Source organism: Synechococcus sp. CS-603, assembly GCF_977929215.1.
In genome coordinates this window covers 688924-714968 of record NZ_OZ376778.1, presented here as the reverse complement: position 1 = coordinate 714968, position 26045 = coordinate 688924, and the positions used below count along the sequence as shown (strand labels likewise).

The following is a 26045-nucleotide window of genomic DNA, read 5'->3' as shown; positions in this document are numbered from 1 at the left end:
TTCCCGCACCATGAAGGTCTCAGCAACACGTCACGCTTGATGGCAACGACCAGCGCACCCCCCGCCAACCGGGGTAACGCTCCCTTCTCTGACGGCCACACCCTGGCCGAGGGGATGCGCCACCATCTCTTCTCCAGCCTGGCGAAGTCGCCCTCGCTGGCCACCCAGCACGATTACTACCGCGCCCTGGCACTGGCGGTACGCGATCAACTGCTGCACAACTGGGTCGATACCGCCGAGGCTTACACCCAGGCCCACGTCCGGACCGTCAGCTATCTCTCGGCCGAATACCTGCTCGGCCCTCACCTGGAGAACAACCTGGTCAACCTCGGCCTGCGCGAGGCCGCCGCAGCCGCCTGCAGCGAACTGGGCCTTGACCTGCAGGAGCTGATCGAGGAAGAACCGGAACCGGGGCTGGGCAACGGCGGTCTGGGTCGCCTGGCGGCCTGCTTCCAGGAATCAATGGCCAGCCTTGAGCTGCCGGCGATCGGCTACGGCATCCGTTACGAGTTCGGCATCTTCCGCCAGCAGATTCGCTACGGCAATCAGGTGGAGAGCACCGACCCCTGGCTGGCCCAGGGCAACCCCTGGGAAGTGGTGCGCCCGGAGTGGAGCTACCCGGTCACGATCGGCGACAACACGGTGATCGGCGTCGCCTACGACACGCCGATCCTTGGCTATGGAGTCAGCACCGCCAACACCCTGCGGCTCTGGTCGGCCCAGGCCCCGGAAGCGTTCGATTTCGCCTCCTTCAACGCCGGCGACTACACCCGGGCGGTTCTGCAGAAGATGCAGTCGGAAACGCTCTCGAAGGTGCTCTATCCCAATGACGAGATGGAGCAGGGCAAACAGCTGCGCCTGAGCCAGCAGATCTTCTTCGTGAGCTGCAGCCTCCAGGACATGTTCCGCATCCTCAAGGGGCAGGGGCTGGCGGTTACCGACTTCCACACCAAATTCGCCGTTCAGCTCAACGACACCCACCCGGCAATCGCCGTGGCTGAGCTGATGCGGCTGCTGATGGATGAGCACGACGTGGACTGGGACACCGCCTGGTCAATCACCACCGCCAGCATCAGCTACACCAATCACACCCTGTTACCCGAGGCGCTGGAAACCTGGGGAGTGGATCTGTTCGAGCGGCTGCTGCCCCGCCAACTGCAGATCATCTACGAAATCAACAGCCGCTTTCTGCGCATGGTTCGCATCCGCTACCCCGGCCAACCGGGCCTGCTGGAGAGGATGTCGCTGATTTCGGAGGGCGGTCAGCGCAAGGTGCGCATGGCCAACCTGGCGGTGGTGGGCAGCCACCACGTCAACGGGGTGGCGGAGCTGCACAGCCAACTGGTGCGCAGCCAGCTGTTCGCCGAGTTCGCCGGGCTCTGGCCCGAGCGCTTCACCAACGTCACCAATGGCGTCACGCCCAGGCGCTGGATCGCCGTGGCCAACCCCCCTCTCTCCGGCCTGCTCGATGAGGCGATCGGCGCCAACTGGCGCCGTGATCTGGGCGAATTGCAGCGCCTGGAATCGTTCGCCGACGACGCCAGCTTCCTGGAGCGCTGGCATTCCGTGCGCGACCAGGGCAAACAGCGCCTGGCGAACACCATCCATCAGGACCTGGGGGTGTTGGTGGATCCCTCCTCCCTGTTCGATGTGCAGGTGAAGCGGATCCACGAATACAAGCGCCAGCACCTGGCCGCCCTGCAGATCGTCGAGCGCTACCTGCGCCTGCGCAACGGTGAGGATCTGCCGCCGCGCACCTTCATCTTCGGTGGCAAGGCGGCCCCGGGCTACGCCATGGCCAAGCTGATTATCCGCTTGATCAACGGCATCGCCGAAATCGTCAACATGGATCCCGCCATGGACGGCCGGATGCGGGTGGTGTTCCTGCCGAACTTCAGTGTCAGCCTTGGCCAGAAGGTGTATCCAGCGGTCGACCTTTCCGAGCAGATCTCAACGGCCGGCAAGGAGGCCTCCGGCACCGGCAACATGAAGATGGCCCTGAACGGGGCGGTCACGATCGGTACCCTCGATGGCGCCAATGTGGAAATCCGCGATCTGGTGGGCCACGAGAATTTCTTCCTGTTCGGCCACACCGCCGAAGAGATCGAGGCGATCAACCGCAATGGCTACCACCCGATGCCCTGGCTGGAGAACGACCCGATCGCCCGCGAGGCCATCGACCTGATCGGCTCGGGCCACTTCAGCGAAGGTGACCGCGACCTCTTCCATCCGCTGCTGGCCAACCTCTGCAGCAGTGATCCCTTCCGGGTGATGGCCGACATCGGCGATTACCGCCGCGCCCAGAACACGGTGGATGAGGCCTGGGTGCGAAGCGAGAGCTGGAGCAAGATGTCCCTGCTGAACTGTGCCCGCTGCGGCTTCTTCAGCAGCGACCGCTCGATCAACGAGTACGCCGAGCGCATCTGGAAGGTGTCTCCAGTGCCCATCACAACCTGCGCCCTGATCCCCTCGGCACAGGCGGACCAAGCCTGAGATGCTGATCACCGAACTGGCGCCGTCGATGGCCAAGACCGGGGACTGGATGGAAGCAACCGCTGCTGCCGCCGAGGTCCGGCTGCAGGCGGCCGGCATCAGCCTCACCCTCGGCGGTGAGCCCACCTATGTGCCCTTTGAGCCGACAGGCGCCGAATGGACGGTGGCAGCCGATGGGCCGACCAAACTCACCTACGCCCGCGCCCTGGCCCAGGAGCTGCGTCTCAGGGTCTGGCCTGGCAGCACCTTGATGTATTGCCCGGGCAAGCGTTACGACGGCGAAGTCAATCCGCGCTGGGCGTTGCGGCTGATCACCGGGCCCGACGCCACGCCAGTGGTGCACTGGCCCCAGGATGCCGATCCCGCCTCCTCCCCGGCCAAGGGACGACCGAAGAAGCTCAAGAAGGCCAAACCCCTGCCTGCCAAGCAGGCCGAGGCCTTTCTCGAGGCGATCGGTACGGCCCTGGGCTGCCGCCTGCACCCGCTCAAGCTGCGCGATCCCCTCGCCGCTGACAGCCGGGTCTGGGCCGCGGCGCTCTGCCACATCAGCGAACCGGAGGATCCGGCCGAGGCCGCTGAGCCGCCCGGCTGGCAGGCGGCCCGCTGGCCCCTGGCCAAGGAGCTGCGCAACCTGTTGATGGCCACGGGGCCCGCCGGCCTGCGCCTGCCGCTCCAATCCTTCCCGGAGGGCGTGCTGCGCCAGGTGCTCACCCTGGAGATCACAGCCGATGGCTGGACCCTGTTCCTCCCTCCCCTGGCCCGCCAGCCGCTGCAACAACTGCTGGAGGTGATCGCCACGGCCAGTGCCGGCTGGAGTCGGCCGGAGCTGAGCGGCGTCTTGCCGATCGACATGGACGGCCACTGGCAGGTGCTCGGCCTGACGGCCGATCCCGGTGTGCTGGAGGTGAACCTGCCGGTCTGCCACAGCTGGGGCGAGTACGCCGGCTGGATCCACACCCTCGATACCGTCGGCGCGCTGGTTGGACTGCGTTCCTGGAAGCGCAACGGCAACTCGATCGAGGGCACCGGCGGTGGCAATCACCTGCTCTGGGGCGGACCAAGCCTGGAGCAGAACCCATTCTTCGGCAGGCCCGCCTGGCTGATTGGAATCCTGCGGTTCTGGCAGCACCACCCCAGCCTGTCCTATCTGTTCGGCAACCGTTCGGTCGGTCCGGCCTCGCAGTCACCCCGGCTCGATGAAGGCAGCGCCAGCCGCCTCGATCTGACCCTGGCCCACACCGCAATCGAAGCGCTGCCGGAGGGCGATCAACGCCAACTGATCAGCGAAACCCTGCGCCACATCCACGCCGATCGCAGCGGCAACACCCACCGCAGTGAAATCAGCTTCGACAAATTCTGGAATCCCGCCTGGGGCGGCGGCTGCCAGGGCCTGATCGAATTCCGGGCGATCGAAAGCCTGCCGCAGCCGCAATGGACCGCCACGATCGCCCTGCTCTGGACCGCGCTGGCGGCCCACCTGCTGGAGCCCAGCCATCGTCCAAGCGGTCTGGAGCCGTTCGGTGAGCGGCTCCACGACGAATTCCTTCTCCCCGCCGCCCTCTGGAGTGACCTTGAAGGCCTGATTGCCCGCCTCGGCGGCGATGGACTGCCGCTTGAGACGGCTCCGTTCCGCCAGATCTGGGAGTGGCGCTTTCCGCTGTTGCTCGATTGGCAGCGCGACGGAGCCAGCCTGGAGATCCGCCGGGCCCTGGAGCCCTGGCCCCTGCTCTGCGACACCCCGGTGGAGGGCGGCAGCACGAGCCGCTTCGTGGACAGTTCGCTGCAGCGCCTGGAAATCAAGGCCAATGCAGCGTTTCTCGCCAACCACCGCCTGCGCCTCAACGGCCGGGTGCTGCCCCTCGGCGACGGCTGGCTGGGGCTGCGCTACCGGCACAGCAGCCTCTACCCCTCGCTGCATCCCTGCATTGAGCCCCACCTGCCCCTGCAGTTGGCCATTGAAGGCAACCCAGACCTGCAGGATCTCCCAGCGCGCTTCGTGCTCGATGGCACGGGCGAGGCAGGGGATGCTTTTCAGCCGTTGAGCCCTTCGCAGGAAGCGGCCGCGGCAGAAAGCAGTGAAGAGGCAGCGCCCCCCTGGGCCAGCGATGCAGCGGACTGGCCGGAGCCAGCTGGAGGCTGCCGGACGCTCGATCTGCGCCTGGCCTGAACCAGATTGGAGCTTTGGCTTGAACCAGGCTTGAACTTGGCGCAGATGTCCAGCATTGGTTACTTCCTTGGCAAGGATCTGCTGCTTTTTATTAACTGCAAAAATGCTTGATTTATGGCCACGGCTTTAGATAAACAGCAAGGAGATCGGCAATCGCTTGTTAGGCTCAATGGTGTTGTGCCAATCCAGCCATGCCCACCCTGCTGATCACCGGGGGAGCGGGCTTCATCGGCAGTCACACCGCTCTGGTGTTGCTGGAGGCCTGCCACCGGCTGGTGGTGCTGGATGATTTTTCCAACGGCTCTCCCAAAGCGCTGCGCCGGGTGGCCGAGCTGGCCGGCGCAGACGCAGGCGATCGGCTGGAGGTGATCGAGGGGGACATCCGCGATCCCGCAGCCCTGGCGCGGGCCTTCGGCGGCAGCGTGCCGATCGACGCGGTGATTCATTTCGCCGGCCTCAAGGCCGTGGCGGAATCGGTGGCTGATCCGCTCCGTTACTGGGATGTCAATGTCTGCGGCACCCAGCGGCTGCTGATGGCGATGGCGAAGGCGGGCTGCCGCACGATCGTGTTCAGCAGCAGCGCCACCCTCTACGGCCTGCCGGAAACGGTGCCCATCCCGGAAACGGCGCCGCTGCGACCGGTCAATCCCTATGGCCACAGCAAGGCCGCCGCCGAGCGGCTGCTGGCCGATGTGGCGGCCAGCGAAGACGGCTGGCGCATCGCCTGCCTGCGCTATTTCAATCCGGTGGGCTCCCACCCCAGTGGCCGCATCGGCGAAGACCCCGGCGGCCATCCCAACAATCTCTTTCCCTTCCTCACCCAGGTGGCGGTGGGGCGGCGGCCCCATCTCGAGGTCTTCGGCCATGACTGGCCCACCGCCGATGGCACCGGCGTGCGCGACTACATCCACGTGATGGATCTGGCTGAGGGTCACCGCGCCGCCCTCGACGTCCTGCTCGCCGAGGCGCCCCAGCACCTCATCCTCAACCTCGGCAGCGGCCAGGGCCATTCGGTGCTGGAGCTGGTGCACGCCTTTGAGCGGGCCTGCGGTCACCCGATCGCCCACCGACTGGTGGCGCGGCGGCCGGGCGATGTGGCGATCACGGTGGCGGATCCCGCCCTGGCCGGCGAACGCCTCGGCTGGCGCACCCAGCGCGGACTCGATGACATCTGCCGCGATGGCTGGGCCTGGCAGCGGGCCAATCCCGCCGGCTATTGAGGTCCACCACCCCGCCCACCCACCACCTGGTGCTGGCCGGGGGTGGTCACAGCCACGCCCTGGTGTTGCGCACCTGGGCCATGGCCAGAGCCAGGGGTAACAGCAGAAGCGGCCCTCCTGCCCACGCCCTGATCACCCTGGTGAGCCGCAGCAGCAGCGCCCTCTACAGCGGCATGGTGCCTGGCCTGATCGCCGGGCTCTATGCCCGGGAGGCCTGCAGCATTGATCTGCGCCGGCTCTGCGCACAGGCGGGGGTGAGCTTCGTCTGCGCCGAGATCACCGGCCTGGACCTGACGAGGCAGGAGCTGCAGCTGGCGGGACGCCCCCCCTTGCGCTGGGACCGACTCAGCCTTGATGTCGGGGCTGTGAGCGCCCCTGCCCCGGCGCGCTGCGGAGGCGACGGCAGAGGCGACGGCTGTGGCCGGGACATCGCCATCAAGCCGTTGGAGCCCTTTCTGGGCTGGTGTGACGCCCAGGATTCCAGCTCCGCCGCGTTGGCGGTACTGGGGGGAGGGGCGGCCGGGCTGGAGGTGGCCCTCGCCCTGCGCAGGCGCTTCGGCCCGGGGCGGTCGTTGGCGATCGAGCCGCGGCCCACGGGCCTGCAGCTGGGCTCAGCGGCAGCGAACCGTTGCGGCGAAAGGCTGCTGGCCGCCGCGGGCATCCGCATCGGAGCCGCCGAGCCCGAAACCCAGCGGGTGCTCTGCACGGGCAGCCGGGCACCGGCCTGGCTGGCGGCCGCCGGTCTGGCCACCGATCCGGCCAGCGGCCGCGTGTGGACCGAATCCAGCCTGCAGGTGGAGGGCCAAACGGCGATTTTCGCCAGCGGCGACTGCGGCCTGATCCGAACGGCACCGCGCCCGCCCAGCGGGGTGTGGGCGGTGCGCGCCGCACCCGTGCTGGCGACCAATCTGCGCCGCAGCTTGAGCCCGGCTGGCACGCCTCTGCGCCGCTGGCGTCCCCAGCGGCAGGCTTTGCGGCTGCTCGGCGCCGGCCCTGGAAATACGGCAGGACACAAGGCCGCTCAACCCAGGGCGGTCGCGTTCTGGGGGCCCCTGGCCGTGGGCCCGAGCCGCTGGCTGTGGCGCTGGAAAGCACACCTCGATCAGCGCTTCATGGACGGCTTCGAAGACGTGGCGGCAATGGGCCAGGCCGGCCAGTCGGCTATCGCCATGCCCTGCCGAGGCTGTGCGGCCAAATTGCCGGCCGCGCCCCTCTCGCGTGCCCTGGCGCGGCTGGCCGGCCTGGCCGGAGGCCAGTCAGGCGGGATCGCAACCGCACAAACCGCCGAAGACGCGGTGATCATCGCGGCCGCAGCCGATGGCTCCCGGCTGCTGCAGAGCCTCGATGGCTTCCCCGCCCTGGTGGACGATCCCTGGCTGAATGGCCGCCTCACCACCCTGCATGCCTGCTCGGACCTCTGGGCCTGCGGCGGCCGGGTGGAGAGTGCCCAGGCCCTGGTGACCCTGCCCCGAGCGGCCGATTCACTCCAGGAAGACCTGCTGCTGCAGACCCTGGCCGGGGTGCGCTCGGTGCTCGACGACCTTGGCGCCGAGCTGCTGGGCGGCCACACCCTGCAGCAGCTACAGGCTGGCGAAGGGCTGAGTCTGGCCCTCTGCGTCAACGGCAGCACCCCGGCCTGCCGCTTCTGGGCCAAGGGCGGCCTCCGGGCCGGCGATGCCCTGATCCTCACGCGACCGATCGGCACGGGAGTGCTGTTCGCCGCGGCCATGGCCGGCGGCGCCGGCGCCAGCTGGATCGATCAGGCCCTGACCGTGATGCAGCAGAGCCAGGCGGTGCTGGTGGAGCAGCTGGCCGCCCACGGCTGCACGGCCTGCACCGACATCACCGGTTTCGGGCTGCTGGGCCACCTGGGCGAAATGCTCGCCGCCGGGGAGCTGACCGTTGAGCTCGATGGGGAGGCGATTGCGGTCCTGCCAGGTGTCTGGGCGCTGCTGGCCGATGGCTTCTCCAGCAGCCTGGCGCCATCCAACCGGCAGGCGCTGGGATGGCTGGAGTGCGGGCTGGTGCGGTTCAGACCGCCAGCACAACAGCCGGAGCTGCTCAAAGAGCTGCTGATCGATCCCCAGACCTGCGGCCCGTTGCTGGCGGCCTTGCCAGCCGAGCGGGCCGCCGCCGCGCTAGGGGAGCTAAGGGCCAGTGGCTTCGAGCAGGCCGCTGTGATCGGCCGGGTGCTGGCGCGCTGAGCTGGCCTGGACGTCGCTGCGGCCATAGCGATCTTCAAAACGGACGATGTCGTCTTCGCCAAGATAGGGGCCGCTCTGCACCTCGATCAGCTCCACCGGGATCTTGCCTGGGTTGGACAGGCGATGCCTGGAGCCAAGCGGGATGTAGGTGCTTTCGTTCTCGCCCACCAACTCCTCGACCCCGTCCTTTTCAACTACGGCCGTGCCCTTGACCACTACCCAGTGCTCGGCGCGGTGATGGTGCATCTGCAGCGACAGGCAGGCCCCAGGTTTCACCAGGATCTTCTTCACCTGCCAGCGCTCCCCTTCGACCACGCCGTCGTAGTGGCCCCAGGGCCGGTAGATGCGGCGGTGGGCCTTGCCTTCAGAGGCACCGGCGGCTTCAAGCTGGCGAACGATCGTCTTGACCTCCTGGGCCCGGTCGCGGTGGGCAACGAGCACGGCGTCATCGGTTTCGATCACCACCAGATCATCGACGCCGAGGCCCACCACCAGGCGATGCTCGCTGCGCAGGTAACAGTTGCGGCTGCCCTCGCTGATCACCCGCCCCCGCAAGACGTTGCCGGCGGAATCCTGATCGGCGGTTTCCCAGAGCGCTTTCCAGCTGCCCACATCGCTCCAGCCCGCCTCCAGGGGCAACACAGACCCCAGCAGGGTGCGCTCCATCACCGCCACATCGATCGCCACGTTGGCGCAGCGCGCAAAGGCCTCGCGCTCCAGCCGCAGAAACTCGAGATCGGCGCTGTCGTGATCGAGGGCGGCGCGGCAACTGCTGACCAGCTCAGGAGAGAGCCGTTCAAGCTCAGCCAGGATGGCGCTGGCCCGAAACAAGAACATGCCGCTGTTCCAGGTGAAGCGGCCGGTGGAGAGGAACTGCTCGGCCGTGGCGGCATCGGGTTTCTCAACAAAGCGGGCGATCGGCACCGGCGGCGGGATGGCCCCGGAGTCGGCGAGCCGGGCTGGCAACGGCTCGACCGCCTCGATGTAGCCGTAGCCGGTTTCAGGGGCGGTGGGCACGATGCCGAAGGTGACCAGCTGGCCGGCTTCGGCGGCGGCGCGGCCGGCTTCGACGGTGGCGCGAAAACGGGCAGCGTCGCGGATCACGTGGTCGGCGGCGAGCACGAGCAACAGGGGGTCGTCGCCAAAGGCCGTGGCATGGAGGGCCGCCACCGCGATCGCCGGAGCCGTGTTGCGGCCGATCGGCTCCAGCAGGATGGCGGCGGGATCCACACCGATCTGCCGCATCTGCTCAGCGACGATGAAGCGGTGATCCTCGTTGCAGATCAGCAACGGGGCGCCCAGATTGGCGAGCCCTTCGAGCCGCTGCTGGGTCTGCTGCAGCAGGGTTTCTTCGCCCAGGCCGGCCAGGGGCCAGTACTGCTTGGGATAGGAGGCGCGTGAGAGCGGCCAGAGGCGGGTACCGGTGCCGCCACAGAGGATGACCGGCACCAGGGAGGCAGCTGGGCTCATGGTCGGAACATCCGCATCGCGCCGAGGTTGATGAAGGCAAAAATAGTCCGGAAATCTCGTTGCTTATTGGTCGAGCAGCCCTGGTGGCGGCGTGATCTCCAGCCAACCCTCGCCGACGTTGACCCGCGGCACGATCGGCAGCACAAACGGGATCAAGACGCGACGGAGCTTGGCGGACGTTTTCGCGGACGTCTTGCCAGAAGTTTTGCCGGCAGCTTGGCCGGAATCCTGGGTTGGCTCTGGGGGCTGCTCGTGGCTCTCGGGGGCGATCAGTTCCACTTCCAAGAGGTCGTTGCCGGCGTGGATCAGGTCGACCACTGTTCCGATCACGGTGCCCTCCGGCGCGAGCCGCACGGCCAGTCCCTGGAGGTCGAGCAGGTGGAATTCACCTTCGGCCAGGGGAGGGCGATCCTCCGCGCTCACCAGCAGGTCATGGTCGACCAGGGCTTCGGCCGCCTCGCGGCTGTGGATGCCCTCAAAGCGCACGATGAACAGCTCCCGGCCAGGCAGCTGACGGCCGCTGAGCAACTGCACCTGCCGCGGCGTTTCGCGCTTGTGGCGCAACCAGCGACGGCCAGGCCGGGTGAACCGTGCCGGGAAATCGGTGCGGGGCAGCATGCGCAGTTCACCCTGCAGGCCCTGGGCCCCGACGACGCGGCCCACCACCAGCCACTCGTCTTCCTCTGAGCCCGCCACTGTGCCTTTCGCTGAGCCCGCCCCTGCGCCCGTCGCCGCTTGATCGCCGCTGTCCATCAACCATTTTCAGCTTCCAGGCTCGATAATGGACGAACCCGATGCATCGATTTGATGGCTGCGTCTGACCTGCCGATCCTGCCGGGCAGCACCGTGACCGTGCGTGACGGCCGCTCGATCTACAACGGCTACCGCGGTTTCGTGCAGCGGATCAGCGGAGCGAGGGCTGCGGTCTTCTTCGAGGGCGGCAACTGGGACAAGCTCGTCACGATTCCGCTCAGCGCCCTCGATCAGGGCTGAGTTGACACCGGCAGCTCGATTCCGGCCAAGGCAGCCCGGGCCGCCTGCTGCTCAGACTCCCGTCGCGATCCCCCCCAGCCCTCGGCCAGGCGCTTGCCTTCGAGTTCCACCCAGCAGTGGAAGCGACGGGGATCGCCATGGAGCTGGCTGCGCTCCTCCACCCGGTAGTTGGGCAGTCCCCGGGCTTCGGCCTGGCTCCATTCCTGCAGGCCCGATTTCCAGTTGTGGCGATGGGGATCGGCGAGCAGTTCGGCGATGCTGCGCTTCCAGTGGGGGGCCAGCCAGCGGTGCACCGCCCGCAGGTTGCCCCAGGCCTCGTAGAGCCCGCCCACCAGAGCTTCGCAGGATTCAGCGCGGATCGTGCGGCTGGCGGCCTGGTCGCCGATGGCCAGTGGCCCCAGGCGCACCACCCGGTCGATGCCGCAGGTTGCGCCCAGTTCCGCCAGCCAGCGATCGGAGACGATCTGGGCGCGCAATTCCGAGCAGGCGCCAACGCTGAGCTCGGGATGGTGCTGCTGGAGATACTCCGAGGCGGCCAGGCGCAGCACGGCATCCCCGAGGAATTCGAGCCGTTCGTGGTTCCAGGCCAGACCAGCCGAGCTGTGGGTGAGGGCCTCCTCGATCGGCGCCAGATCGGGCTCAATCGGCGGGAGCGCGCCTGGCTCGGGCCCAGCCGCTTCGAGCACGCCGATCTCAGCGAGAAAGCTGATCAGCTGGGAGCGCGTTGGGGGCATGCGCAGGCGAGCGGGGCGCGGGAATGGGGTGAAAGCAGGACGTAAGCCGGGTTCTGTTCGGCAGGCCGAAGCCTGCCGGGGCGATCATCTATCTGGGACCGCTGTTACCAACGGCCTCGAGCGGCGCACTTGTGTCGGGACGGGTGTCATGGCCAACCGTTGTCCCTGGGCCTTGCTCCCAGCCGGGGTTTACCGAGCCAGCACCTCTCGATGCTGCTGGTGCGCTCTTACCGCACCCTTGCACCCTTACCTGTGCAGCGGGCGAACCCGGAGCCATCGGCGGTGTGTTTCTGTGGCACTGTCCTCACGGTCGCCCGCACTGGGCGTTACCCAGCAGGCCTGGCCATTGGGGAGCCCGGACTTTCCTCAACCGGACCCAGTCCACCGACCCGCAGGCCAATGTTCCACTCCGATTGCGACCACCTCGCCTGCTTTCAACCCCAGACTTTAGGCCGGGGTGCCAGCCTGCTTCAACGGAAAGGTCGAGAGAGGAAGGAGCAGCCGAGTGTCAACCGCGCGGGCCAGCGGCTGGGAGCGTCCGAGGCTGATAATGACCACCTGGGGGCTGTAGCTCAGCCGGATAGAGCGACGGTTTCCTAAACCGTAGGTCGTGGGTTCGAGTCCCGCCAGCCCCGTGCTTCTAAAGCCCAGTCGCTACAGGGGTTTTCACGTAAGTCAAGGCCGTAAACTCGACTCCCGCCCACCGCCGCCGTTAGGCAAAGAACTAGGCAAATCGGCCCGGATCGACCACCATTAGTCAAATGATTAGGCCAATCCTGTGCCTGCCTTCGACCCCTGGCTGGGTCAAAGCGGCTCCGCGCCCTCGCTGAGGATCGCCAGATAGGCGTCGTAGGCAAAAAGGCGATTGCGCTGGCCGCCGGTGCTTTCCCGCGCGATACCGAGTGCCACCAGTCTTTCCAGGGCTTTGCCCGTGGTGGGAAAGCTCAGGTCACAGGCGGCGCTGAGCTGGCCGATGCTGTTCAGTGCCCGCCGGCAGAGGGCCGCATAAACCTGGCGAACGCTGGGGCCGGATCGCCCCATCCCGCTCAAACGGGCTTCGTCGGAGCAGAATAACGCCAGCAGCCGCTGGGCCGTTGTCACAGCGGCTGTCGCCGTGCTCTCGACGCCCTCCAGGAAGAAATCGATCCAGGCCTCCCAGTCGCCGTTCTGGCGCACGCCATTGAGTAGGTCGTAGTAGCGGCTGCGGTGCTGCTTGAAGAACAAACTGAGATAGAGAAGTGGCAGCTGCAGAACCTCGGCATCGATCAGCATCAACACGATCAGCAGCCGGCCCAGTCGGCCATTGCCGTCGAGGAAGGGGTGGATGGTTTCGAACTGCACATGGGCCAGAGCGGCCCGCACCAGCACAGGCAGGGCATGGGCCCCGCCAGGCGTGCCATGGATGAACTGCTCGAGCTGGCCCATGCAGGCCTCCACCAGGCCAGGTGGCGGAGGCACGAAGTTGGCGTTACCGGGGCGGGTTCCGCCGATCCAGTTCTGGCTACGGCGAAACTCCCCGGGCAGCCGATCGGCCCCGCGACCCCTGGCCAGCAGCCGGGCGTGGATCTCCCGCAGCAAGCGGGAGGAGAGCGGGAAGCCCTCCCGCAGCCGTGCCACGCCGTGCTCAAGCCCCGCCACGTAGCTGGAAACCTCGACCACATCGCCTGTGGGAACGCCGGGGGCCTCCTCCAGCTCAAACAGCAGGAGGTCAGAGAGCGAGGACTGGGTGCCCTCGATCTGGGAGGACAGCAGGGCCTCCCGCCGCACATAGGCGTAGAGAAACAGGGCCTGATCCGGCAGCAGGGCTGAGACCCCGTCCAGGCGCCCGCAAGCCAGCAGCGCCCGCTCATGCAGCGCCTGGAGAGCACCCTCGAGCAGCACGGGTGGATCCGGCGGCAACGGCGCCGGCACAAAGGCTCGAACGGACTCACCAGCCGCGCTGGTGACCTCATAGCGGCCCGCGTCGTCACGCTGCATGGGGCTGCTTCGAGAACCTTGAACAGGCTTGCATTCTATTAAAGAGCAAGGGGCTTACCTTGAATAAGGGCGCCTGTCCGTGTTCACGGCTGGCCCTGTCGCTAGGAGCCAATTTCCAGCCTTGGTATCTATCGTGGGTCACTACCCGATCAGAGCCCTGCCATGGACACTGCCAAGCTCTTTCAATCGGGCCGCAGCCAGGCGGTGCGTCTACCGAAGGAGTACCGCTTCAGCGGTAGCGAGGTGGTGGTGAAGCACTTCGGTAGTGGCGTGCTGCTGCTGCCCATCGACGACCCCTGGCAAACCATGGAGGCCGCGTTGGAGGCCTTCGAGCCTGGCTTTGAGCTCAAGCGCGAGCAACCCGAGATACAGATCCGGGAAGCCTTCAGCCCATGATCTTGCTCGATACCAACATCTGCATTTACATCATCAATGCCAGGCCAGCGTCAGTGCTGGCGCGCTTCAAGCAGTACCGGATGGGCGAGATTGGTCTGTGCAGTGTGGTGGCCGCCGAGTTGGCCTTTGGTGTGGCCAAGAGTGGTTCAGCGCGCAACCGCCAGGCCCTGGAGATGTTTCTAGCCCCTCTCACACTTCAGCCCTTTGATGAGCGCGCCGCCTGGGCCTATGGCGACCTGCGTGCCGAACTGGAACGCCGGGGCACGCCAATCGGCTCTCTCGACACGATGATTGCGGCCCATGCCCTGAGCCAGCAGGCCACGCTGATCACCAACAACAGCCGCGAGTTTGCCCAGGTTCCCGGCCTGCTCCTTGAAAACTGGGTTCCTCTCGATTGGGTCAATGGTGGGGACGGTAGCCATTGATCCTGGTTCGAGCTTGCATCCTCGGCAGGCTGATGCCCGCATCCGTCGATCCAAAGAAAGACCGAACGATCTTTCTGAAGATCCTCACGATGGACGATGAAGGCACTTGCCTACACCAGAAAGGACAAACTTGATGACCCAGCTTGCTCCGCCGGGCCCAGCCAGCGCGGCTAGAGCAGCACACAAATACTGTTCCACTCATGGCTCGAAGCGGTATCCAGTTCCACTAAGACCTTTCCCTGCCTGAGTTCCAGTGCCACTACGGAACGGAGGAGCCGTGTGAGGCGGCGCTGGAGAAAGCCCGCTCACCACCTGGTTCTTGGCGTTCTATCTGATCGGTCAGGCCAAAACGGGGATCTCCTCTCTGGAACTGAGCCGCCACTTAGGCGTCAACGACGACACAGCCTGGCTGCTGCATAAAAAGATCCAGCGGGCCATGAGTGAGCGGGAAGACGCTTACGTGCTGCGGGGAAAGATCCAGATGGATGAGGCCTATCTCAGCGGAGAACTGCCGGGCGGCAAGGCAGGCCCCGTGGGATGCCGGCACCACCTCTCCTTGCAACCGCCAGGTCTTCTGAAATCCTGGCCACGCTCTGCCGGTGCGGCGGGCTCATCCGGCTTCTCACATCAGCTTTAACGGCTTCGCTGTAACGACGCATTGGTCATTACCTCAAGCCCCCTGGTTCCGGGGCCGGCTGGGCCGTAGGAGCGGGGGGAAGGGATTCATCGAGAACCAGGTCGATTGCGGCGATCCAGAGGAAGAGCCCGCCCAGGCAGGCCAGGGCGGCGAACAGCAGCACCCAGTGACGACGATCCAAAGCGGCAGGACACGGACTGGCGCTGAAATTGGAGCACGGCGCCGCCATGCTGGGAATCCGCTGCGGAGCGCTGGTGGTCGGAGTGTCGCTGGCGTCGTCTTCGCCGCCGGATCCCCTGGCGATTGACCCGGCCTGGCCCTCGCCGGTGCCCCTGCTCGGGCTGGAGCAGGCCCTGGAGCAGACCGTGCTGCGGCGGGGCGTCAGCCGTGAGGACGTTCTCGATCAGCTGGGGCGATCGCTCCGCCACCGCGTCCACCTGCCGCTGCTGTGGATGCTGCCCCAGCGCTGGCGGCTGAGCGCCGCCCAGGTTCCCGCCCGGCTGCGCTCGCTGGCGGAGCTGCTGGAGGGCCAGTTGCTCAGCCCCGCCCTGCTCCATGCCCTGGTGGACGAACTGCCCATCCTGCGAACGGGGCTGGGGCGGGAGCCGTCGGCACTGGAGCGCTGGCGGGCCGAAACGATCCGCTGGGGCGGCGCCACCCTGCCGCTGCCTGGCGCCCTCAGCGAGTTGATGGCCACTGCCTTAACCGCCACCAACGCGGCCACTGACTTCGAAGCCACTGTTTCTGTGGCCACCGTTTCCGGGGATCGTGGTCGCAGCCCCAACCCCCCTGGGGGCCTGCGCCTGCGCAACACCGGCTTGGCATTTCTGCAGAGCGAACCCTGCCGGCGGCGTAACGCCCTGCTGGCCCAGGCCTTCAACCGACTGGCAGCCAACCTGCTCACCGACCAGGCCTGGAGCCTGGAGGGCTGCCGCACGGGACGGTCGTTGATCGCGGCGCTGCAGGCCCAGGGCTGGACGGTGCGGGCCCGTCTGCGCAGCAGCGTCGCCAGCTTCGGGCTGGGTGCCAGCCTGCCGCTGGCCACTGGCGGCTGGGCCCAGGTGCCCCTGGCGTTGCCGCTGCGTACCGGCCTTCTCGATCCGGCCGCTGCGCCACGGCCCAATCGGCCGGAGCAGCGCATCCTCTTGCCCCACAGCAGCCTGGAGCTGGAGCTGGAGCTGGCGTCGTGCCGGCCCGCTGGGGCCGCTCCCCTGCTGCTGCAGTACTACCAGGGAACGGAGGGGCTGTGCGGCTGGGAAGGTCTCAACGATCTGCATCGCCCCTGGCAGAACGACCGCACCAACGGCACGGTGCGGTATCTGGATGCCCCCTTCGAGGGCGAGGAGCTGCTGGAGCTGATCGAGCTCTGCGAGGTGGTGGCCTTGCTCCATAACGGGATCGCCACGCAGCAGAGTCTGAGCCTCGGTGGTTACGGCAGCCTCGGCTTCTGCATCGACAGCACGGCGCTGCTGCAGCAGGCCATGCGCGATCGCTGCTCCCTCTTCCCGATCCTGCTGAGCGGCCTCTGGCGCGAACGGCTGCGTGGCGCCAGCACCCAGGCGCGGGCAATGGCCGGCACAGGAGGCCGCTGGAGCGACGGCCACGCACGGGCCCTGGCGCGCCATGACCGTGCCCTGGGCAGCCTGCCGCTCGACCTCTCGATCCACGGGGAGGCGGCCATCGGCGGAGCCAGCGCGCGGATCGGTAGCAGTGCGCCCCTCTCCAGCCCCTTTCTGCTCAGGCCGGGCGGCTGAGCAGGTCGAGCAGGCAGCGGGCCAGGGAAGAGCGGAAGCGATCGGAGAACGGCCCGTACTCGCCGTTGTGGCCCATGCCCCGCAGCATCCGTTGCGACACCTGACCCCGCCGCCGGGCCTGGTTCCAGCGAGAGAGCGGCAGCAAGTCCAGGCGGCCGGGGTAGGCGAGCCGGCCAAAGGCGGCCACCGGATCACGGCTGCCCACCACCATCTCAATGGACTCCACATGCTCAAGCTGCTGGTTGCCGCTGAACACCCCGCAGAAGGCGAGGATGCGGATCGGGCTGCGGCTGAGCTGGTGGAGATAGTCGGCCACGCCCATCGCCATCTCGCCGCCACCGCTGTAGCCCAGCAGCACCAGCTGCTGCTGCTGCCCGATTACGAAGCCAAGCGGCAGCAGGCTGTGGACGATCTTCAGCGCCAGCAGGTAATTGGCGATAGGTCCGTAGCGCCGATCAGAGGAGATGCCCACCTTGATCACGTTGTTGGCCTGCACCAGGAAGGCGGCGAGAAAGCGGATCCAGGCCAGGGGGTGCTCCTCCTGCAGGGCAAACAGCCGGCGCCACAGCCAGGCACTGCCACGATCGTCTGCCAGCTTCACCGGCAGCACGGTGTACGACTCCATCCCCTTCAACAGCACCGTGCCCGGATCGAGGCCCCGCTCGATCTCCTCCAGCAGGCGCAGCACCCGCGGTGGATGGTCGCGCTCCACCTGGTGGATGCCATCGAGATACACCAGGAAGCGCGTTGGTGCAGCCGAGGGTGGCGAGGGGGCAGATCGAAACAGGTCGGCGGGTCTGGGCAGGCCCGTGAGCCAGCCTTCCCAGAAGGCGTATTGGCCGATCAGCGAATAGATGCCTGCGGTGGGGATCAGCAGCAGTAGCAGGGCTGCAACCACGCTGATCAGCAGACGCAGGTCGGGCCCGCTGAACACCGAGCCGAGCACCGGCAACAGAACGCCGAGGCTGAGCGACACCCAGATCGCCACGGCGAGCAGCACCACCACCAGACCCCGCAGGCCAAGGCGATGGCTGCGCAGCAGGCCACGGAACGCGGCGGAGGAGTTGGTGGTGGCAGTGGAAGGGCCAGGCTCAGCCATCGAGATCGGCGATCAGGCGGCGGTAGCCGGCGTTCCAGCTCTGGCGGAACAGGATCGCCACCACCACCAGGCCGAGCACATAGCCCGGTGTGGCGAGTAGCAGCGCTTCTTGATAGGGAACTGCGAACAAGTTGTGCAACAGCAGGATCACGTTGAGCTGGATCAGGGCCCAGATGGCCACGGCGATGAGATCACCGATGAACGGCGCCGCGGCAAGCACATAGAAGAGGCCAGGCCAGAGGGCGGGCACCATGGCGTTCACAAAGGTGCTGGGCGGCACCGGCTGGCTACCGAACGCCGCCAGCAGCAGCATGTCCAGCAGGCAGACGATCAACAGCGCCAACGCCAGCAGCAGGGCAGTGAGCACCAGCTGAAGCGCGATCTGGCGGGGGGTGAGCCGATTGGCCAGCAGCGCGAACACCTGCGACAAAGAGATCGACAGCCCCACCAGCGGGATCAGCCCCAGCCCGAGATGGGTCATTGTGCGGCAGGCGGCATGGAGGCGGGCTTGTAGGCGTCTGGGTCGAACTTCTGCATGATCATGCCGGAGTCGTCGAAGGCGTTGAAGCCATAGCGGGCGTAGAGGGTTTTGGCATCCTCGGTGGCCAGCATCCAACGGCGAAACCCCTGCAGCTCGGGGTGGGAGAACACGCAGCTGACCAGCCATTTGCCCAGACCCTGGCCCCGATGCTCCGGCAGCACAAACACATCGGTGAGATAGCCGAAGGTGGAGCGATCACTGACCACCCGCGCATAGCCGATCTGATCGGGCCCTCGGAACAGGCTGAAATTCAACGAATGTTGTATGGAAACTTGCACCTGGCTGGTGGTGATCCCGCTGGCCCAATACGACTGACGCAGGAACTCCAGCACCACATCCAATTGAATGCGCTCGGGATCACAGGAGAGCGTGAAGGCCCCTTGTTGCCATTCCATCGGCCCCTGCCTGAATCAGATCCAGCCATCCAAGCATCGGAGCCCCAGCAACGATCTCTGGCCTGTTGGGGAGGCTCATCCCGATGGCTTGAATTGGCGATTGATCAGGTTCTTGTTGTGCACAGGCCGCTCACGTGGCCAGGGAAAATCCGGTGAATCCGCCCAGCAAGCCGGCCATGGCCCCGGTGAGCAAGCAGGCCAGCGTGGAAGCCAGCAGCACGCGCCAGGCGAGGGTTCCCACCACTCCCTTCTGCTCGGGAGCCAGCGCAGACAATCCACCCACAAAAATCCCCAGTGAGGGGAGATGGGCAAAGCCGCAGAGTGCATAGGCGAGGATCACCACCGAGCGGGGATCGCTCCATTCGCCCGCCTGCAGGCTGCCGGCCAGGCTCACAAACGCCGGCACCTCCGTGGCCACCAGCCGCAGGGCCAGCAGTTCCGAGGCTGGTAGCGCGTCGTTGAAGGGCAACCCGATCATCCAGACCAAGGGAAGAAACAGCCAGGCGAGCAGGGATTGCAGCGTGACCTGCGGCTGGCCAAACCAGCCGCCCATCCAGCCGACCCCCGCATTGGCCAGGGCGAGCAGCCCCACGAAGGCGATCAGCACGGCGGTGATGCCCAGCGCCAGCTTGAGGCCGTCGTTGGCGCCCTGCGTGATGGCCTCCACACTGCTGCTGTAGCGCCCCTCGTCCACCAGCTCCGGCAGCAACGGCCGCGATGCGCTGCCTGCCACCGTCTCCGGCCTCCGTGGTGCCGGCACCAGGAGACGCGCCATCATCACCGCCGCCGGGGCACTGAGCAGGTTGGCGGTGATCAGATGGCCGGCAATGCCTGGGAAATAGGGCTGGAGCACACCCACATAGAGCCCCAACATGGTGCTGGCGATGGTGGCCATGCCAGCGGTGAGCACCACGGCCAGCTCATGGGGCTGGGCCGTGGCCAGATAGGGGCGAATCGTGAGCATCGATTCAATTCCCACGAACACATTGCTGGCGGCCGCCGTGGCCTCCACACCTGTGATCCCCAGACTCCGGCGAAAAAAGCGGGCCAGAGTGTGAATCACTCTCTGCATCACCCCCAGGTGATAGAGCAGGGCCGTGAGAGACGCGAAAAAGATCGCAATTGGGAAGGCCTGAAAAGCGAGGATCAAACCCAGGCTGCCCTCTTCTCCCGCAGGAACCGCCAGCGGGCCAAACACAAATTCAGCGCCCGTACGGGCCGGCGCCAGCAGCGCCACCACCGCTCCATTGAGCGAGGAGAACACCACCCGCCCGAATGGCAGCTGGAACAGGAGCAAACCGAGCCCCACCTGCGTAGCCAGGGCCACCCCGATCAGCCGCCAGGGAATCGCCCGCCGATCCTGCGAGAACAACCAGGCCACCAGCAGCAGCAGGGCGATCCCCAGGCTTCCTCGCACGGTTTGCCAGAGCATGGGCCCTTCGCCTTTAGTGCTGGTGCGGCGTCAACTTACGGAGGGAGTGCCGTTCAACGGCTTGGTCTGGGTGATACGGGGATTTTCGGCCAGCTTCAGGTCAAGAACACCTGTCTCGCGTCAAGCCGGTCGACGTCCCAAGCATCGGTACTACAATCAATTACTTCGTCATACGGGTCGTAGTCCCTGCGCACCATGCCGCTCACCGTCCGGCTGGACAACGAAACCGAGCACTGCCTGAAGGAGCTCCTGGCGGAAACCGGCCAGGACAGGAGTTCCCTGATCCGCCAACTGATCCGCGAGTGTTGGCAGCAGCGGCAACCCAGTCCGTCGATCGCGCAGCGGATTGGCGGGCACCCTGAGTCCTTCCTCAATACCCTGCCGCCCGGCAGTGCAGAGCGTGAGCAGCGGCGCCGGCGGCTTGGCCAGACACTCACAGCAAGGCAGGCGGAACGGCGCTGATGCGGCGGATCCTGATTGATTCGGGCATCCTGCTGAGCTATTACCAGCAGCAGGAGCCCCTGCATCAAGCTGTCGTCAGCTTCTTTGACCAGACCGCTGCGCAGCTGATCACCTCACCGATCTGCATCGCCGAGGTGCTCTGGCTGCTGGGGAATCCAGGTGATCCCCGCGTCCTGTCGGCTCAGAACCACCTGCTTGGGGCCGTCAGCCGCGGTGGCATCGAGGCAATCAACCTGCTTCGGGAGGATTACGCCCGCATTGCGGAACTCAATCACCGCTATGCCGATCTACCCGGCGATTTTGCCGATCTCACCTTGGTGACGCTCTCGGAACGGCTGGATGTTGCCGAGATCCTCAGCCTGGACAGCGACTTCGATATCTACCGGCGTTTCCGGCGTGAACCATTCTGCCGCGTTCCGATCGGCTGAGCTCTTGCATCAGCAGGGCAATTCCCAGGCCTCCAGGCACGGCCTGCCAAAGCATCTTCCAGAGCCTGGGACTACCGCATTGGGTGCTGGTGCAGCGTGAACTTACGAAGAGAACGTTGTGCCTGGCATTGGACGCTCTGAGCATCCAGCCATCTGATTGGCCCGATGACACAAACCGGGGAACGATCAGTATCGATGGCGGATCAAGGCAACATCAGCTCCACGTTGAGGGAGCGGCAGATCAGCCGTTGCCACGAGGTGCTCGCCACCTTCGCGGTGGGGCAAGAAGCCAAAGCAGAGGCCAGCCTGTAACCAGCAAGGGGTGACGACCCAGCCTTGCAATGATCAAAACTCGCTAATCGTTAAGAGTTGCCTGTCACCAAGGCATTCCTGTCATCAAAGTGTCGATGTCATCAGAAACAGCTATCTTCAGGGCTCATTGCTCCATTTTCAATGAAAACTCTCCGGCCATCTCACTGCTGGCCCAGCAGCATTGATGCGCTGGCGCCTCTGCCCGCAAATCTTCATTCACAGACGAAGACAACCTGGGCGGATCCACCACCTGTGGCGCTCTGCACAACCCAGTCACCGTGACTAACGTTGGTTCAGTCGTCCGTCCCTATCTGATGACCCAGCTCCACGATCTGCGGCTGCGGCTGCTGGTGCAGCAGGAAAGCGAGCGCATCGCCCGTAGCCAGCCCGCCGAACTGGACCTTTCTGTGGTGCAGGCACGCTGCCTCTGCTGGTTGGCCCTGCTCTCCGAAGCCCATGAAGATCAGGCCTCAGAGGCCGAGCGTCATGGCGACATGGGGCAGGCCATGGGTTGGTTTGCCGATTCGATGCGTTTGCGGGACGTGCTCCAGGTGGTGAGTTCGATCGAAATCCCTCTGCCAGCCGCCCAGGAGGAAACCTCCCACCACCGCTTGGAAGAAGGAGAGGGTGGAGCCGATTCCTGTCCTGGTCTGGCCTGATCGCTGAAAGCCTGCACGCAATGCCATGATGGAACCCGAAGGAAATAGGGAGCTCGGTGCCTGAAGAGCCCTGCCAATGTCCGGATTGTCAGCGTTTTTATCGGGAACATGACCGACTAATCCGCGAACATGCCACGCTGCGCCAGCAGCAGGAGCTCAACTGGGCTGCGTTGCAGTCGTTTCGCACCCTGGCAGGCCGGGTGTTGGAGGAGCTGCAGAAGGAACACGGGGAGGATGAAAGTGAGGCCACCGCGCCGCGCTCGATCAATGCCAGCGGAGGTCCGGCCGGCTCCGGCGCTGGTGCCGCTGCCCCTGGCGCAGCAGCCCCTGCTTCCCCAGGCAGCACAGCCGCTGACGAACCCGACGAGGTTCAGCAGGCGATTGCCGATCTCGAAAACATCAACGCCCATCTGTTCTCGATCGAAGCGCTGATGGAGCGCATCTTCGATGTGCGGGTACCGGAGGAAGTGGAGCAGAAATTCCGCGAGGTGGCCGGCGAACTGGCACCCGATCCGCTCAATGCTGACCGCTTGCGGCTCAATCGCCTGCTGCATCAGACCCCTGACCTGCCTGATCGTAGTTAGCACGCCGGCAGAGTCGATTGATCATCCCCTCCTCGTCGGCGGGAACCACCACCAAAGCAAAAGGCTCCAGCCAGGCCAGCCGTTCGGCCAGTTCGGACCTGATCATGGTGTCGTTTTCGCCGATCCCACCCGTCAGGGCGATCACATCAACACCGCCCAGGCTTGCCGCCATCGCGCCGATGCCCTGCAGCAGCCTGTGCAGGAAAACCTCCAGGGCCAGCGCGGCCCCGGCATGGTTTGTTGCTGCGGCCTCGCGCAGCTGGCGCATGTCACCGCTGAGACCCGAGAGGCCCCGCAGCCCACTCTCCTTCTGCAGCTGCCGCTCCAATTCCTCGACCGTCAGGCCGGCGCGGAGCTGGTGCAGCAGCAACCCCGGATCCACTGAGCCGCTGCGACTGGCCATCACCAGCCCTTCTAAAGGGGTGTAGCCCATCGTGGTGTCGATGCTGCGCCCATCGCGGATCGCCGCCAGCGAGCAGCCGGCGCCCAGGTGGCAGCTGATCAGCCTCAGGCCGGACGGATGGTGATGGCCGTGCTGGGCCATCACCACCTCGCTGATGTGCTGGTGGTTGAGGCCATGGAAACCGAAGCGGCGCAGGCCCGCCCAGCGCCAGGACTCCGGCACCGCATAGGTGAAAGCAGCCGGCTCCAAGGTGCTGTGAAAACCGGTGTCGAAGCAGGCCCACTGGGGCAGGGCCGGACGCCACTGCCGCAGCCAGCGGATTGCCGCCAGGGCGCCGGCGTTGTGGAGCGGCGCCAGGGGGATGAGGGCGCTGAGCTCCTCTTCCACCGCCGGTGTGATCAACGTCGGGGTCGTGAACCAGTCGCCGCCATGCACCACCCGGTGGGCGGCCAGACCGATCCGCTCCAACCAGGGCGCCAGGGCCTCAGGCAGCCAGGCATCCAAGCCAAGCAGCGGCCCGTCACCTCCTTGCCCGGATTCGAAGCTGGAGCTCTGCTGCCAGAGAGTGTCGCCGCCGGCATCGATCAGGCGGACCTTGAGGCTGGAGCTCCCCAGATTGAAGACGAGCACCAGATCCACGCCGGATTCAGGCTTCTCCAATGCTGTCGCTGTTTCCATTGCTGTCGCCATCCCCATCGATGGCACAACTGATCGTGACGGGGAAGGCATCGGCCTGCCAGATGCGCGTGGCGTACTCGCGGATCGAGCGGTCAGAGGAGAAGTAGCCGCTGCGGGCCGAATTCAGCAGCGACATCCGATTCCATTGCTCGCGGTCCGCCCAGGCGGCGCTGACCGCGTCCTGGGCGCGAAGGTAATCGGCGAAGTCGGCGAACAGGAAGAAGGGATCGCGGCCGGTGAGGTTGTCCAGCAAGGGCTTGAACAACTCCACATCGCCATTGCTGAAATGACCGAGCTTGATCAAGTGCAGCACCTCCGGCAATTCGGGGATCTCACCGATCAAGTCCCAGGGGCGGTAGCCGCCATCCCCGAGGCTTTCGATCTCCTCGGTGGTCTTGCCGAACAGGAAGAAGTTCTCCGCTCCCACCTGCTCGCGAATTTCCACATTCGCCCCGTCGAGGGTACCGATCGTGAGGGCACCATTCATGGCAAATTTCATATTTCCGGTGCCGGAAGCCTCCAGGCCGGCGGTGGAGATCTGCTCGGAGAGATCCGTGGCCGGATAGACCCGCTCGCCCAGCTTGACACTGTAATCAGGTAGAAAAACAACCCGCAGGCGCCCTTCCATATCAGGATCGGAGTTCACCATTTCGGCGACGCCGTTGATGAAGCGAATGATCAATTTGGCCAGGAAATAGCCAGGTGCTGCCTTACCACCGAAGATCACGGTGCGGGGGGCTTGGCCATCGGCCGTGCCGTTCTTGATGCGCAGGTACTGAACGATCACCTGCAGGGCATTGAGGTGCTGGCGCTTGTATTCGTGGATGCGCTTGACCTGCACATCGAACAGCGAGGAGGGATCCACCAACAGGCCGCTCTGGCGGTGAATGTAATCGGAAAGCCGCGTTTTAACAGCCAGTTTGGTCTGTCCCCAGCGCTCCAAAAAGCCTGGATCAGCAGCGAAGGGCTCCAGCTTCTTCAGTTCGGACAGATCGCGGATCCAGTTGGTGCCGATCGAGCCATCCAGCAGCTCGCGCAGCAACGGATTGGCCAGGGCGATCCAGCGCCTGGGCGTGACGCCATTGGTGACGTTGATGAACTTGTCAGGCCAGAGGGTGGCGTAGTCAGGAAACAGCTGGGTGCGCACGAGTTCGCTGTGCAGGGCCGCCACCCCGTTGACGTGGTGAGAGCCCACCGTGGCCAAGTTGGCCATCCGCACCGCCTTGTTGCCGCCTTCGTCGATGATCGACACACTGCGCAGGAGCCGATCATTGCCGGGGTACTTGAGGCGCACCTGTTGCAGGAAGCGTCGGTTGATCTCAAAGATCAACTCCAGGTGGCGGGGCAGCAGGCTGCCGAACAGATCAAGGCCCCATTTCTCCAGGGCCTCCGGCAGCAAGGTGTGGTTGGTGTAAGCCAGCGAGCGGGTGGTGATCGACCAGGCCTCTTCCCAGCTCAGGTGCTTCTCATCGAGCAGCAGCCGCATCAGCTCGGCGACGGCGATCGAGGGATGGGTGTCGTTGAGCTGCACCGCCCAGTGATCGGGAAATTCGCTGACGGGCAACTGGCGCAGATCGAGGCTGCGCAGCATGTCCTGGAGGCTGCAGCTCACAAAGAAGTGCTGCTGCTTGAGCCGCAGGCGCCGGCCCTCCGCGGTGCCGTCATTGGGGTAGAGCACCTTGGAGAGGTTCTCCATGCTCACCTTCTCCTGCACGGCGCCGTCGTAATCGCCGATGTTGAAGGCGTAGAAATCGAAGTTCTCGGTGGCTTCAGCCCGCCACAAGCGCAGCCGGTTGCAGGTGTTGACCTGGTAGCCCAGCACCGGCACATCGTGGGGGATGCCGATCGCATGTTCGCCGGGAATCCAGCGCACCCGCTCGTGGCCCCGTTCATCGCGGTAGACCTCGGTGTGGCCGCCGAAGCCCACATAGCAGGCCTGATCAGGGTGCGGCAGTTCCCAGGGCCAGCCGGCCTTGAGCCATTTGTCGGTGACCTCCACCTGCCAGCCATCACGGATCAGCTGATCGAAGATGCCGAACTCGTAGCGGATGCCGTAGCCCGTGGCGGGGATCTCCAGGCTGGAGAGGGATTCGAGATAACAGGCCGCCAGACGGCCGAGACCGCCGTTCCCCAGCCCCGGCTCTTCTTCCACTTCCAGGATCGACTCAAAATCGGTGATGCCGAAGCGTTGCAACGCCTCGGAAGCCGCTTCGCGGATGCCGAGCATCAGCAGGTTGTTGCCCAGCTGCGGACCGATCAGGAACTCGGCCGAGAGATAGGCCACCACCCGGGTGGGCGTGGCGCTGATCGCTTCGATTCCCGCGAGGTAGCGGGTCATCAGCCTGTCGCGAACCGCGTAGCTGAGCGCCAGGTAGAAGTCGTGGTGGTTGGCCGTCGGGGCGAGCTTGCCGAGCGTGAAGAACAGGTGCTCGGTCATGCCCTCGAACAACCCGTCGGCGCTGAGCCCGATGCGCTCCTCGTCCTTGAGGCAGCCCGGCGTGGGCAGGATCAGTTGACGGGGAGCGCTATCGATAGGGGTCATGGAGAAACGGGGCTGGCAAAGGGGAAGGGAGAAAACGGGG

Annotated in this window: 25 protein-coding genes, 1 tRNA gene, 1 other RNA gene and 1 pseudogene; 16 read left to right on the top strand and 12 right to left on the bottom strand. The window is 65.8% G+C overall.

What is annotated here, in order from left to right; genetic code table 11:
• Positions 1-39 precede the first annotated feature (39 nt).
• The 4 genes from ACXMDM_RS03745 (at position 40) to selD (ending at position 8084) form a co-directional block, all read left to right on the top strand.
• Positions 40-2493, top strand: coding sequence for a glycogen/starch/alpha-glucan phosphorylase (locus ACXMDM_RS03745; protein ID WP_071800656.1), 2454 nt, complete (start codon positions 40-42; stop codon positions 2491-2493).
• Between the two features lies 1 nt (position 2494).
• Positions 2495-4660: a transglutaminase family protein gene (locus ACXMDM_RS03740; protein WP_071800655.1), complete on the top strand. Its 2166-nt coding sequence runs from the start codon at positions 2495-2497 to the stop codon at positions 4658-4660.
• Between the two features lie 191 nt (positions 4661-4851).
• Positions 4852-5880, top strand: a complete 1029-nt coding sequence (gene galE / locus ACXMDM_RS03735; RefSeq protein WP_071800654.1) for a UDP-glucose 4-epimerase GalE — start codon at positions 4852-4854, stop codon at positions 5878-5880.
• The gene (selD, locus tag ACXMDM_RS03730; RefSeq protein ID WP_071800653.1) at positions 5877-8084 is read left to right on the top strand and encodes a selenide, water dikinase SelD; all 2208 of its coding nucleotides are present in this window, start codon (positions 5877-5879) and stop codon (positions 8082-8084) included. Before galE ends, selD begins: the two co-directional genes overlap by 4 nt.
• On the opposite strand, the gene ACXMDM_RS03725 is transcribed toward selD, so the two are convergent.
• The gene (locus ACXMDM_RS03725) at positions 8028-9554 is read right to left on the bottom strand and encodes a mannose-1-phosphate guanylyltransferase/mannose-6-phosphate isomerase (protein WP_071800652.1); all 1527 of its coding nucleotides are present in this window, start codon (positions 9552-9554) and stop codon (positions 8028-8030) included. The two genes, selD and ACXMDM_RS03725, sit on opposite strands and share 57 nt — an antisense overlap.
• 63 nt (positions 9555-9617) lie before the next feature.
• On the bottom strand, positions 9618-10250 hold the full coding sequence (rimM, locus tag ACXMDM_RS03720; protein WP_071802062.1) for a ribosome maturation factor RimM: 633 nt from the start codon (positions 10248-10250) through the stop codon (positions 9618-9620).
• Between the two features lie 111 nt (positions 10251-10361).
• On the opposite strand from rimM, the gene ACXMDM_RS03715 reads away from it, so the two are divergent.
• The gene (locus ACXMDM_RS03715) at positions 10362-10547 is read left to right on the top strand and encodes an NAD(P)H dehydrogenase subunit NdhS (protein WP_071800651.1); all 186 of its coding nucleotides are present in this window, start codon (positions 10362-10364) and stop codon (positions 10545-10547) included.
• Here the strand turns inward: ACXMDM_RS03715 and rnc are convergent.
• Entirely contained in the window at positions 10538-11281 is a 744-nt protein-coding gene (gene rnc, locus ACXMDM_RS03710; RefSeq protein WP_071800650.1) for a ribonuclease III, read from the bottom strand. The two genes, ACXMDM_RS03715 and rnc, sit on opposite strands and share 10 nt — an antisense overlap.
• A gap of 27 nt (positions 11282-11308) precedes the next feature.
• Positions 11309-11716: RNase P RNA component class A (rnpB, locus tag ACXMDM_RS03705), an RNA gene on the bottom strand.
• A gap of 126 nt (positions 11717-11842) precedes the next feature.
• On the opposite strand from rnpB, the gene ACXMDM_RS03700 reads away from it, so the two are divergent.
• Positions 11843-11916, top strand: a tRNA-Arg gene (locus tag ACXMDM_RS03700).
• A gap of 169 nt (positions 11917-12085) precedes the next feature.
• Here the strand turns inward: ACXMDM_RS03700 and ACXMDM_RS03695 are convergent.
• A complete protein-coding gene (locus ACXMDM_RS03695; protein ID WP_071800649.1) occupies positions 12086-13258 on the bottom strand; it encodes a Fic family protein in 1173 nt (390 codons plus the stop codon).
• Positions 13259-13420: 162 nt separating this feature from the next.
• On the opposite strand from ACXMDM_RS03695, the gene ACXMDM_RS03690 reads away from it, so the two are divergent.
• The 4 genes and pseudogenes from ACXMDM_RS03690 to ACXMDM_RS03675 form a co-directional block, all read left to right on the top strand.
• Entirely contained in the window at positions 13421-13654 is a 234-nt protein-coding gene (locus ACXMDM_RS03690) for an antitoxin (protein WP_071800648.1), read from the top strand.
• A complete protein-coding gene (gene vapC, locus ACXMDM_RS03685; protein ID WP_071800647.1) occupies positions 13651-14079 on the top strand; it encodes a type II toxin-antitoxin system tRNA(fMet)-specific endonuclease VapC in 429 nt (142 codons plus the stop codon). Before ACXMDM_RS03690 ends, vapC begins: the two co-directional genes overlap by 4 nt.
• Positions 14080-14111: 32 nt before the next feature.
• Positions 14112-14213: a hypothetical protein gene (locus ACXMDM_RS03680; protein ID WP_499570109.1), complete on the top strand. Its 102-nt coding sequence runs from the start codon at positions 14112-14114 to the stop codon at positions 14211-14213.
• 155 nt (positions 14214-14368) lie between these two features.
• Positions 14369-14608: pseudogene (locus tag ACXMDM_RS03675) on the top strand (IS1595 family transposase); the annotation flags it as partial.
• A 136-nt stretch (positions 14609-14744) separates the two neighbouring features.
• Here the strand turns inward: ACXMDM_RS03675 and ACXMDM_RS03670 are convergent.
• A complete protein-coding gene (locus ACXMDM_RS03670) occupies positions 14745-14897 on the bottom strand; it encodes a hypothetical protein (RefSeq protein WP_499570107.1) in 153 nt (50 codons plus the stop codon).
• A 28-nt stretch (positions 14898-14925) separates the two neighbouring features.
• Between ACXMDM_RS03670 and ACXMDM_RS03665 the strand changes: the two genes are divergently transcribed.
• Positions 14926-16470, top strand: coding sequence for an arginine repressor (locus ACXMDM_RS03665; RefSeq protein WP_499570105.1), 1545 nt, complete (start codon positions 14926-14928; stop codon positions 16468-16470).
• Here the strand turns inward: ACXMDM_RS03665 and ACXMDM_RS03660 are convergent.
• The 4 genes from ACXMDM_RS03660 to ACXMDM_RS03645 all read right to left on the bottom strand — a co-directional run bounded on the left by ACXMDM_RS03660 (position 16454) and on the right by ACXMDM_RS03645 (position 19937).
• Positions 16454-17569, bottom strand: coding sequence for an alpha/beta hydrolase (locus ACXMDM_RS03660; protein WP_071800645.1), 1116 nt, complete (start codon positions 17567-17569; stop codon positions 16454-16456). The two genes, ACXMDM_RS03665 and ACXMDM_RS03660, sit on opposite strands and share 17 nt — an antisense overlap.
• Positions 17562-18050 (bottom strand): hypothetical protein, encoded by a 489-nt coding sequence (locus ACXMDM_RS03655; protein WP_071800644.1) that lies wholly within the window; start codon positions 18048-18050, stop codon positions 17562-17564. Before ACXMDM_RS03655 ends, ACXMDM_RS03660 begins: the two co-directional genes overlap by 8 nt.
• Positions 18047-18505 (bottom strand): GNAT family N-acetyltransferase, encoded by a 459-nt coding sequence (locus ACXMDM_RS03650; RefSeq protein ID WP_071800643.1) that lies wholly within the window; start codon positions 18503-18505, stop codon positions 18047-18049. The genes ACXMDM_RS03655 and ACXMDM_RS03650 overlap by 4 nt, the downstream gene beginning before the upstream one ends.
• Positions 18506-18635: 130 nt before the next feature.
• On the bottom strand, positions 18636-19937 hold the full coding sequence (locus ACXMDM_RS03645; protein ID WP_071800642.1) for a NupC/NupG family nucleoside CNT transporter: 1302 nt from the start codon (positions 19935-19937) through the stop codon (positions 18636-18638).
• A gap of 195 nt (positions 19938-20132) precedes the next feature.
• Between ACXMDM_RS03645 and ACXMDM_RS03640 the strand changes: the two genes are divergently transcribed.
• The 5 genes from ACXMDM_RS03640 to ACXMDM_RS03620 all read left to right on the top strand — a co-directional run bounded on the left by ACXMDM_RS03640 (position 20133) and on the right by ACXMDM_RS03620 (position 22382).
• Complete coding sequence (locus ACXMDM_RS03640; protein ID WP_071800641.1) at positions 20133-20399, top strand: ribbon-helix-helix domain-containing protein; 267 nt, start codon at positions 20133-20135, stop codon at positions 20397-20399.
• A complete protein-coding gene (locus ACXMDM_RS03635) occupies positions 20399-20827 on the top strand; it encodes a type II toxin-antitoxin system VapC family toxin (protein ID WP_071800640.1) in 429 nt (142 codons plus the stop codon). Before ACXMDM_RS03640 ends, ACXMDM_RS03635 begins: the two co-directional genes overlap by 1 nt.
• A gap of 165 nt (positions 20828-20992) precedes the next feature.
• Positions 20993-21139 carry a hypothetical protein gene (locus ACXMDM_RS03630; RefSeq protein WP_186437625.1) on the top strand — a complete coding sequence of 49 codons (147 nt, stop codon included), beginning with the start codon at positions 20993-20995 and terminating at the stop codon, positions 21137-21139.
• 314 nt (positions 21140-21453) lie between these two features.
• Positions 21454-21798, top strand: coding sequence for a DUF8670 family protein (locus ACXMDM_RS03625; protein WP_071800639.1), 345 nt, complete (start codon positions 21454-21456; stop codon positions 21796-21798).
• Between the two features lie 56 nt (positions 21799-21854).
• Entirely contained in the window at positions 21855-22382 is a 528-nt protein-coding gene (locus ACXMDM_RS03620) for a DUF8661 family protein (protein WP_071800638.1), read from the top strand.
• Here ACXMDM_RS03620 and ACXMDM_RS03615 read toward each other — a convergent pair.
• Together ACXMDM_RS03615 and ACXMDM_RS03610 are read right to left on the bottom strand one after the other, a co-directional pair.
• Positions 22336-23463 (bottom strand): acetate/propionate family kinase, encoded by a 1128-nt coding sequence (locus ACXMDM_RS03615; protein ID WP_071800637.1) that lies wholly within the window; start codon positions 23461-23463, stop codon positions 22336-22338. The genes ACXMDM_RS03620 and ACXMDM_RS03615 overlap by 47 nt on opposite strands.
• Entirely contained in the window at positions 23432-26005 is a 2574-nt protein-coding gene (locus ACXMDM_RS03610) for a glycogen/starch/alpha-glucan phosphorylase (RefSeq protein ID WP_071800636.1), read from the bottom strand. The genes ACXMDM_RS03615 and ACXMDM_RS03610 overlap by 32 nt, the downstream gene beginning before the upstream one ends.
• Positions 26006-26045 lie beyond the last annotated feature (40 nt).

Excerpts from the sequence above, each read along its gene's own strand:
- rnc (WP_071800650.1), bottom strand. The coding sequence starts at position 11,281 with ATGCCCCCAACGCGCTCCCAGCTGATCAGCTTTCTCGCTGAGATCGGC.
- galE (WP_071800654.1), top strand. The coding sequence starts at position 4,852 with ATGCCCACCCTGCTGATCACCGGGGGAGCGGGCTTCATCGGCAGTCAC.
- ACXMDM_RS03610 (WP_071800636.1), bottom strand. The coding sequence starts at position 26,005 with ATGACCCCTATCGATAGCGCTCCCCGTCAACTGATCCTGCCCACGCCG.
- ACXMDM_RS03640 (WP_071800641.1), top strand. The coding sequence starts at position 20,133 with ATGCCGCTCACCGTCCGGCTGGACAACGAAACCGAGCACTGCCTGAAG.
- ACXMDM_RS03635 (WP_071800640.1), top strand. The coding sequence starts at position 20,399 with ATGCGGCGGATCCTGATTGATTCGGGCATCCTGCTGAGCTATTACCAG.
- ACXMDM_RS03745 (WP_071800656.1), top strand. The coding sequence starts at position 40 with ATGGCAACGACCAGCGCACCCCCCGCCAACCGGGGTAACGCTCCCTTC.
- ACXMDM_RS03625 (WP_071800639.1), top strand. The coding sequence starts at position 21,454 with ATGACCCAGCTCCACGATCTGCGGCTGCGGCTGCTGGTGCAGCAGGAA.
- ACXMDM_RS03725 (WP_071800652.1), bottom strand. The coding sequence starts at position 9,554 with ATGAGCCCAGCTGCCTCCCTGGTGCCGGTCATCCTCTGTGGCGGCACC.
- ACXMDM_RS03645 (WP_071800642.1), bottom strand. The coding sequence starts at position 19,937 with ATGCTCTGGCAAACCGTGCGAGGAAGCCTGGGGATCGCCCTGCTGCTG.
- ACXMDM_RS03615 (WP_071800637.1), bottom strand. The coding sequence starts at position 23,463 with ATGGAAACAGCGACAGCATTGGAGAAGCCTGAATCCGGCGTGGATCTG.
- ACXMDM_RS03715 (WP_071800651.1), top strand. The coding sequence starts at position 10,362 with ATGGCTGCGTCTGACCTGCCGATCCTGCCGGGCAGCACCGTGACCGTG.
- vapC (WP_071800647.1), top strand. The coding sequence starts at position 13,651 with ATGATCTTGCTCGATACCAACATCTGCATTTACATCATCAATGCCAGG.
- ACXMDM_RS03695 (WP_071800649.1), bottom strand. The coding sequence starts at position 13,258 with ATGCAGCGTGACGACGCGGGCCGCTATGAGGTCACCAGCGCGGCTGGT.
- ACXMDM_RS03680 (WP_499570109.1), top strand. The coding sequence starts at position 14,112 with ATGCCCGCATCCGTCGATCCAAAGAAAGACCGAACGATCTTTCTGAAG.
- ACXMDM_RS03660 (WP_071800645.1), bottom strand. The coding sequence starts at position 17,569 with ATGGCTGAGCCTGGCCCTTCCACTGCCACCACCAACTCCTCCGCCGCG.
- ACXMDM_RS03650 (WP_071800643.1), bottom strand. The coding sequence starts at position 18,505 with ATGGAATGGCAACAAGGGGCCTTCACGCTCTCCTGTGATCCCGAGCGC.
- ACXMDM_RS03690 (WP_071800648.1), top strand. The coding sequence starts at position 13,421 with ATGGACACTGCCAAGCTCTTTCAATCGGGCCGCAGCCAGGCGGTGCGT.
- ACXMDM_RS03655 (WP_071800644.1), bottom strand. The coding sequence starts at position 18,050 with ATGACCCATCTCGGGCTGGGGCTGATCCCGCTGGTGGGGCTGTCGATC.
- ACXMDM_RS03630 (WP_186437625.1), top strand. The coding sequence starts at position 20,993 with ATGACACAAACCGGGGAACGATCAGTATCGATGGCGGATCAAGGCAAC.
- ACXMDM_RS03740 (WP_071800655.1), top strand. The coding sequence starts at position 2,495 with ATGCTGATCACCGAACTGGCGCCGTCGATGGCCAAGACCGGGGACTGG.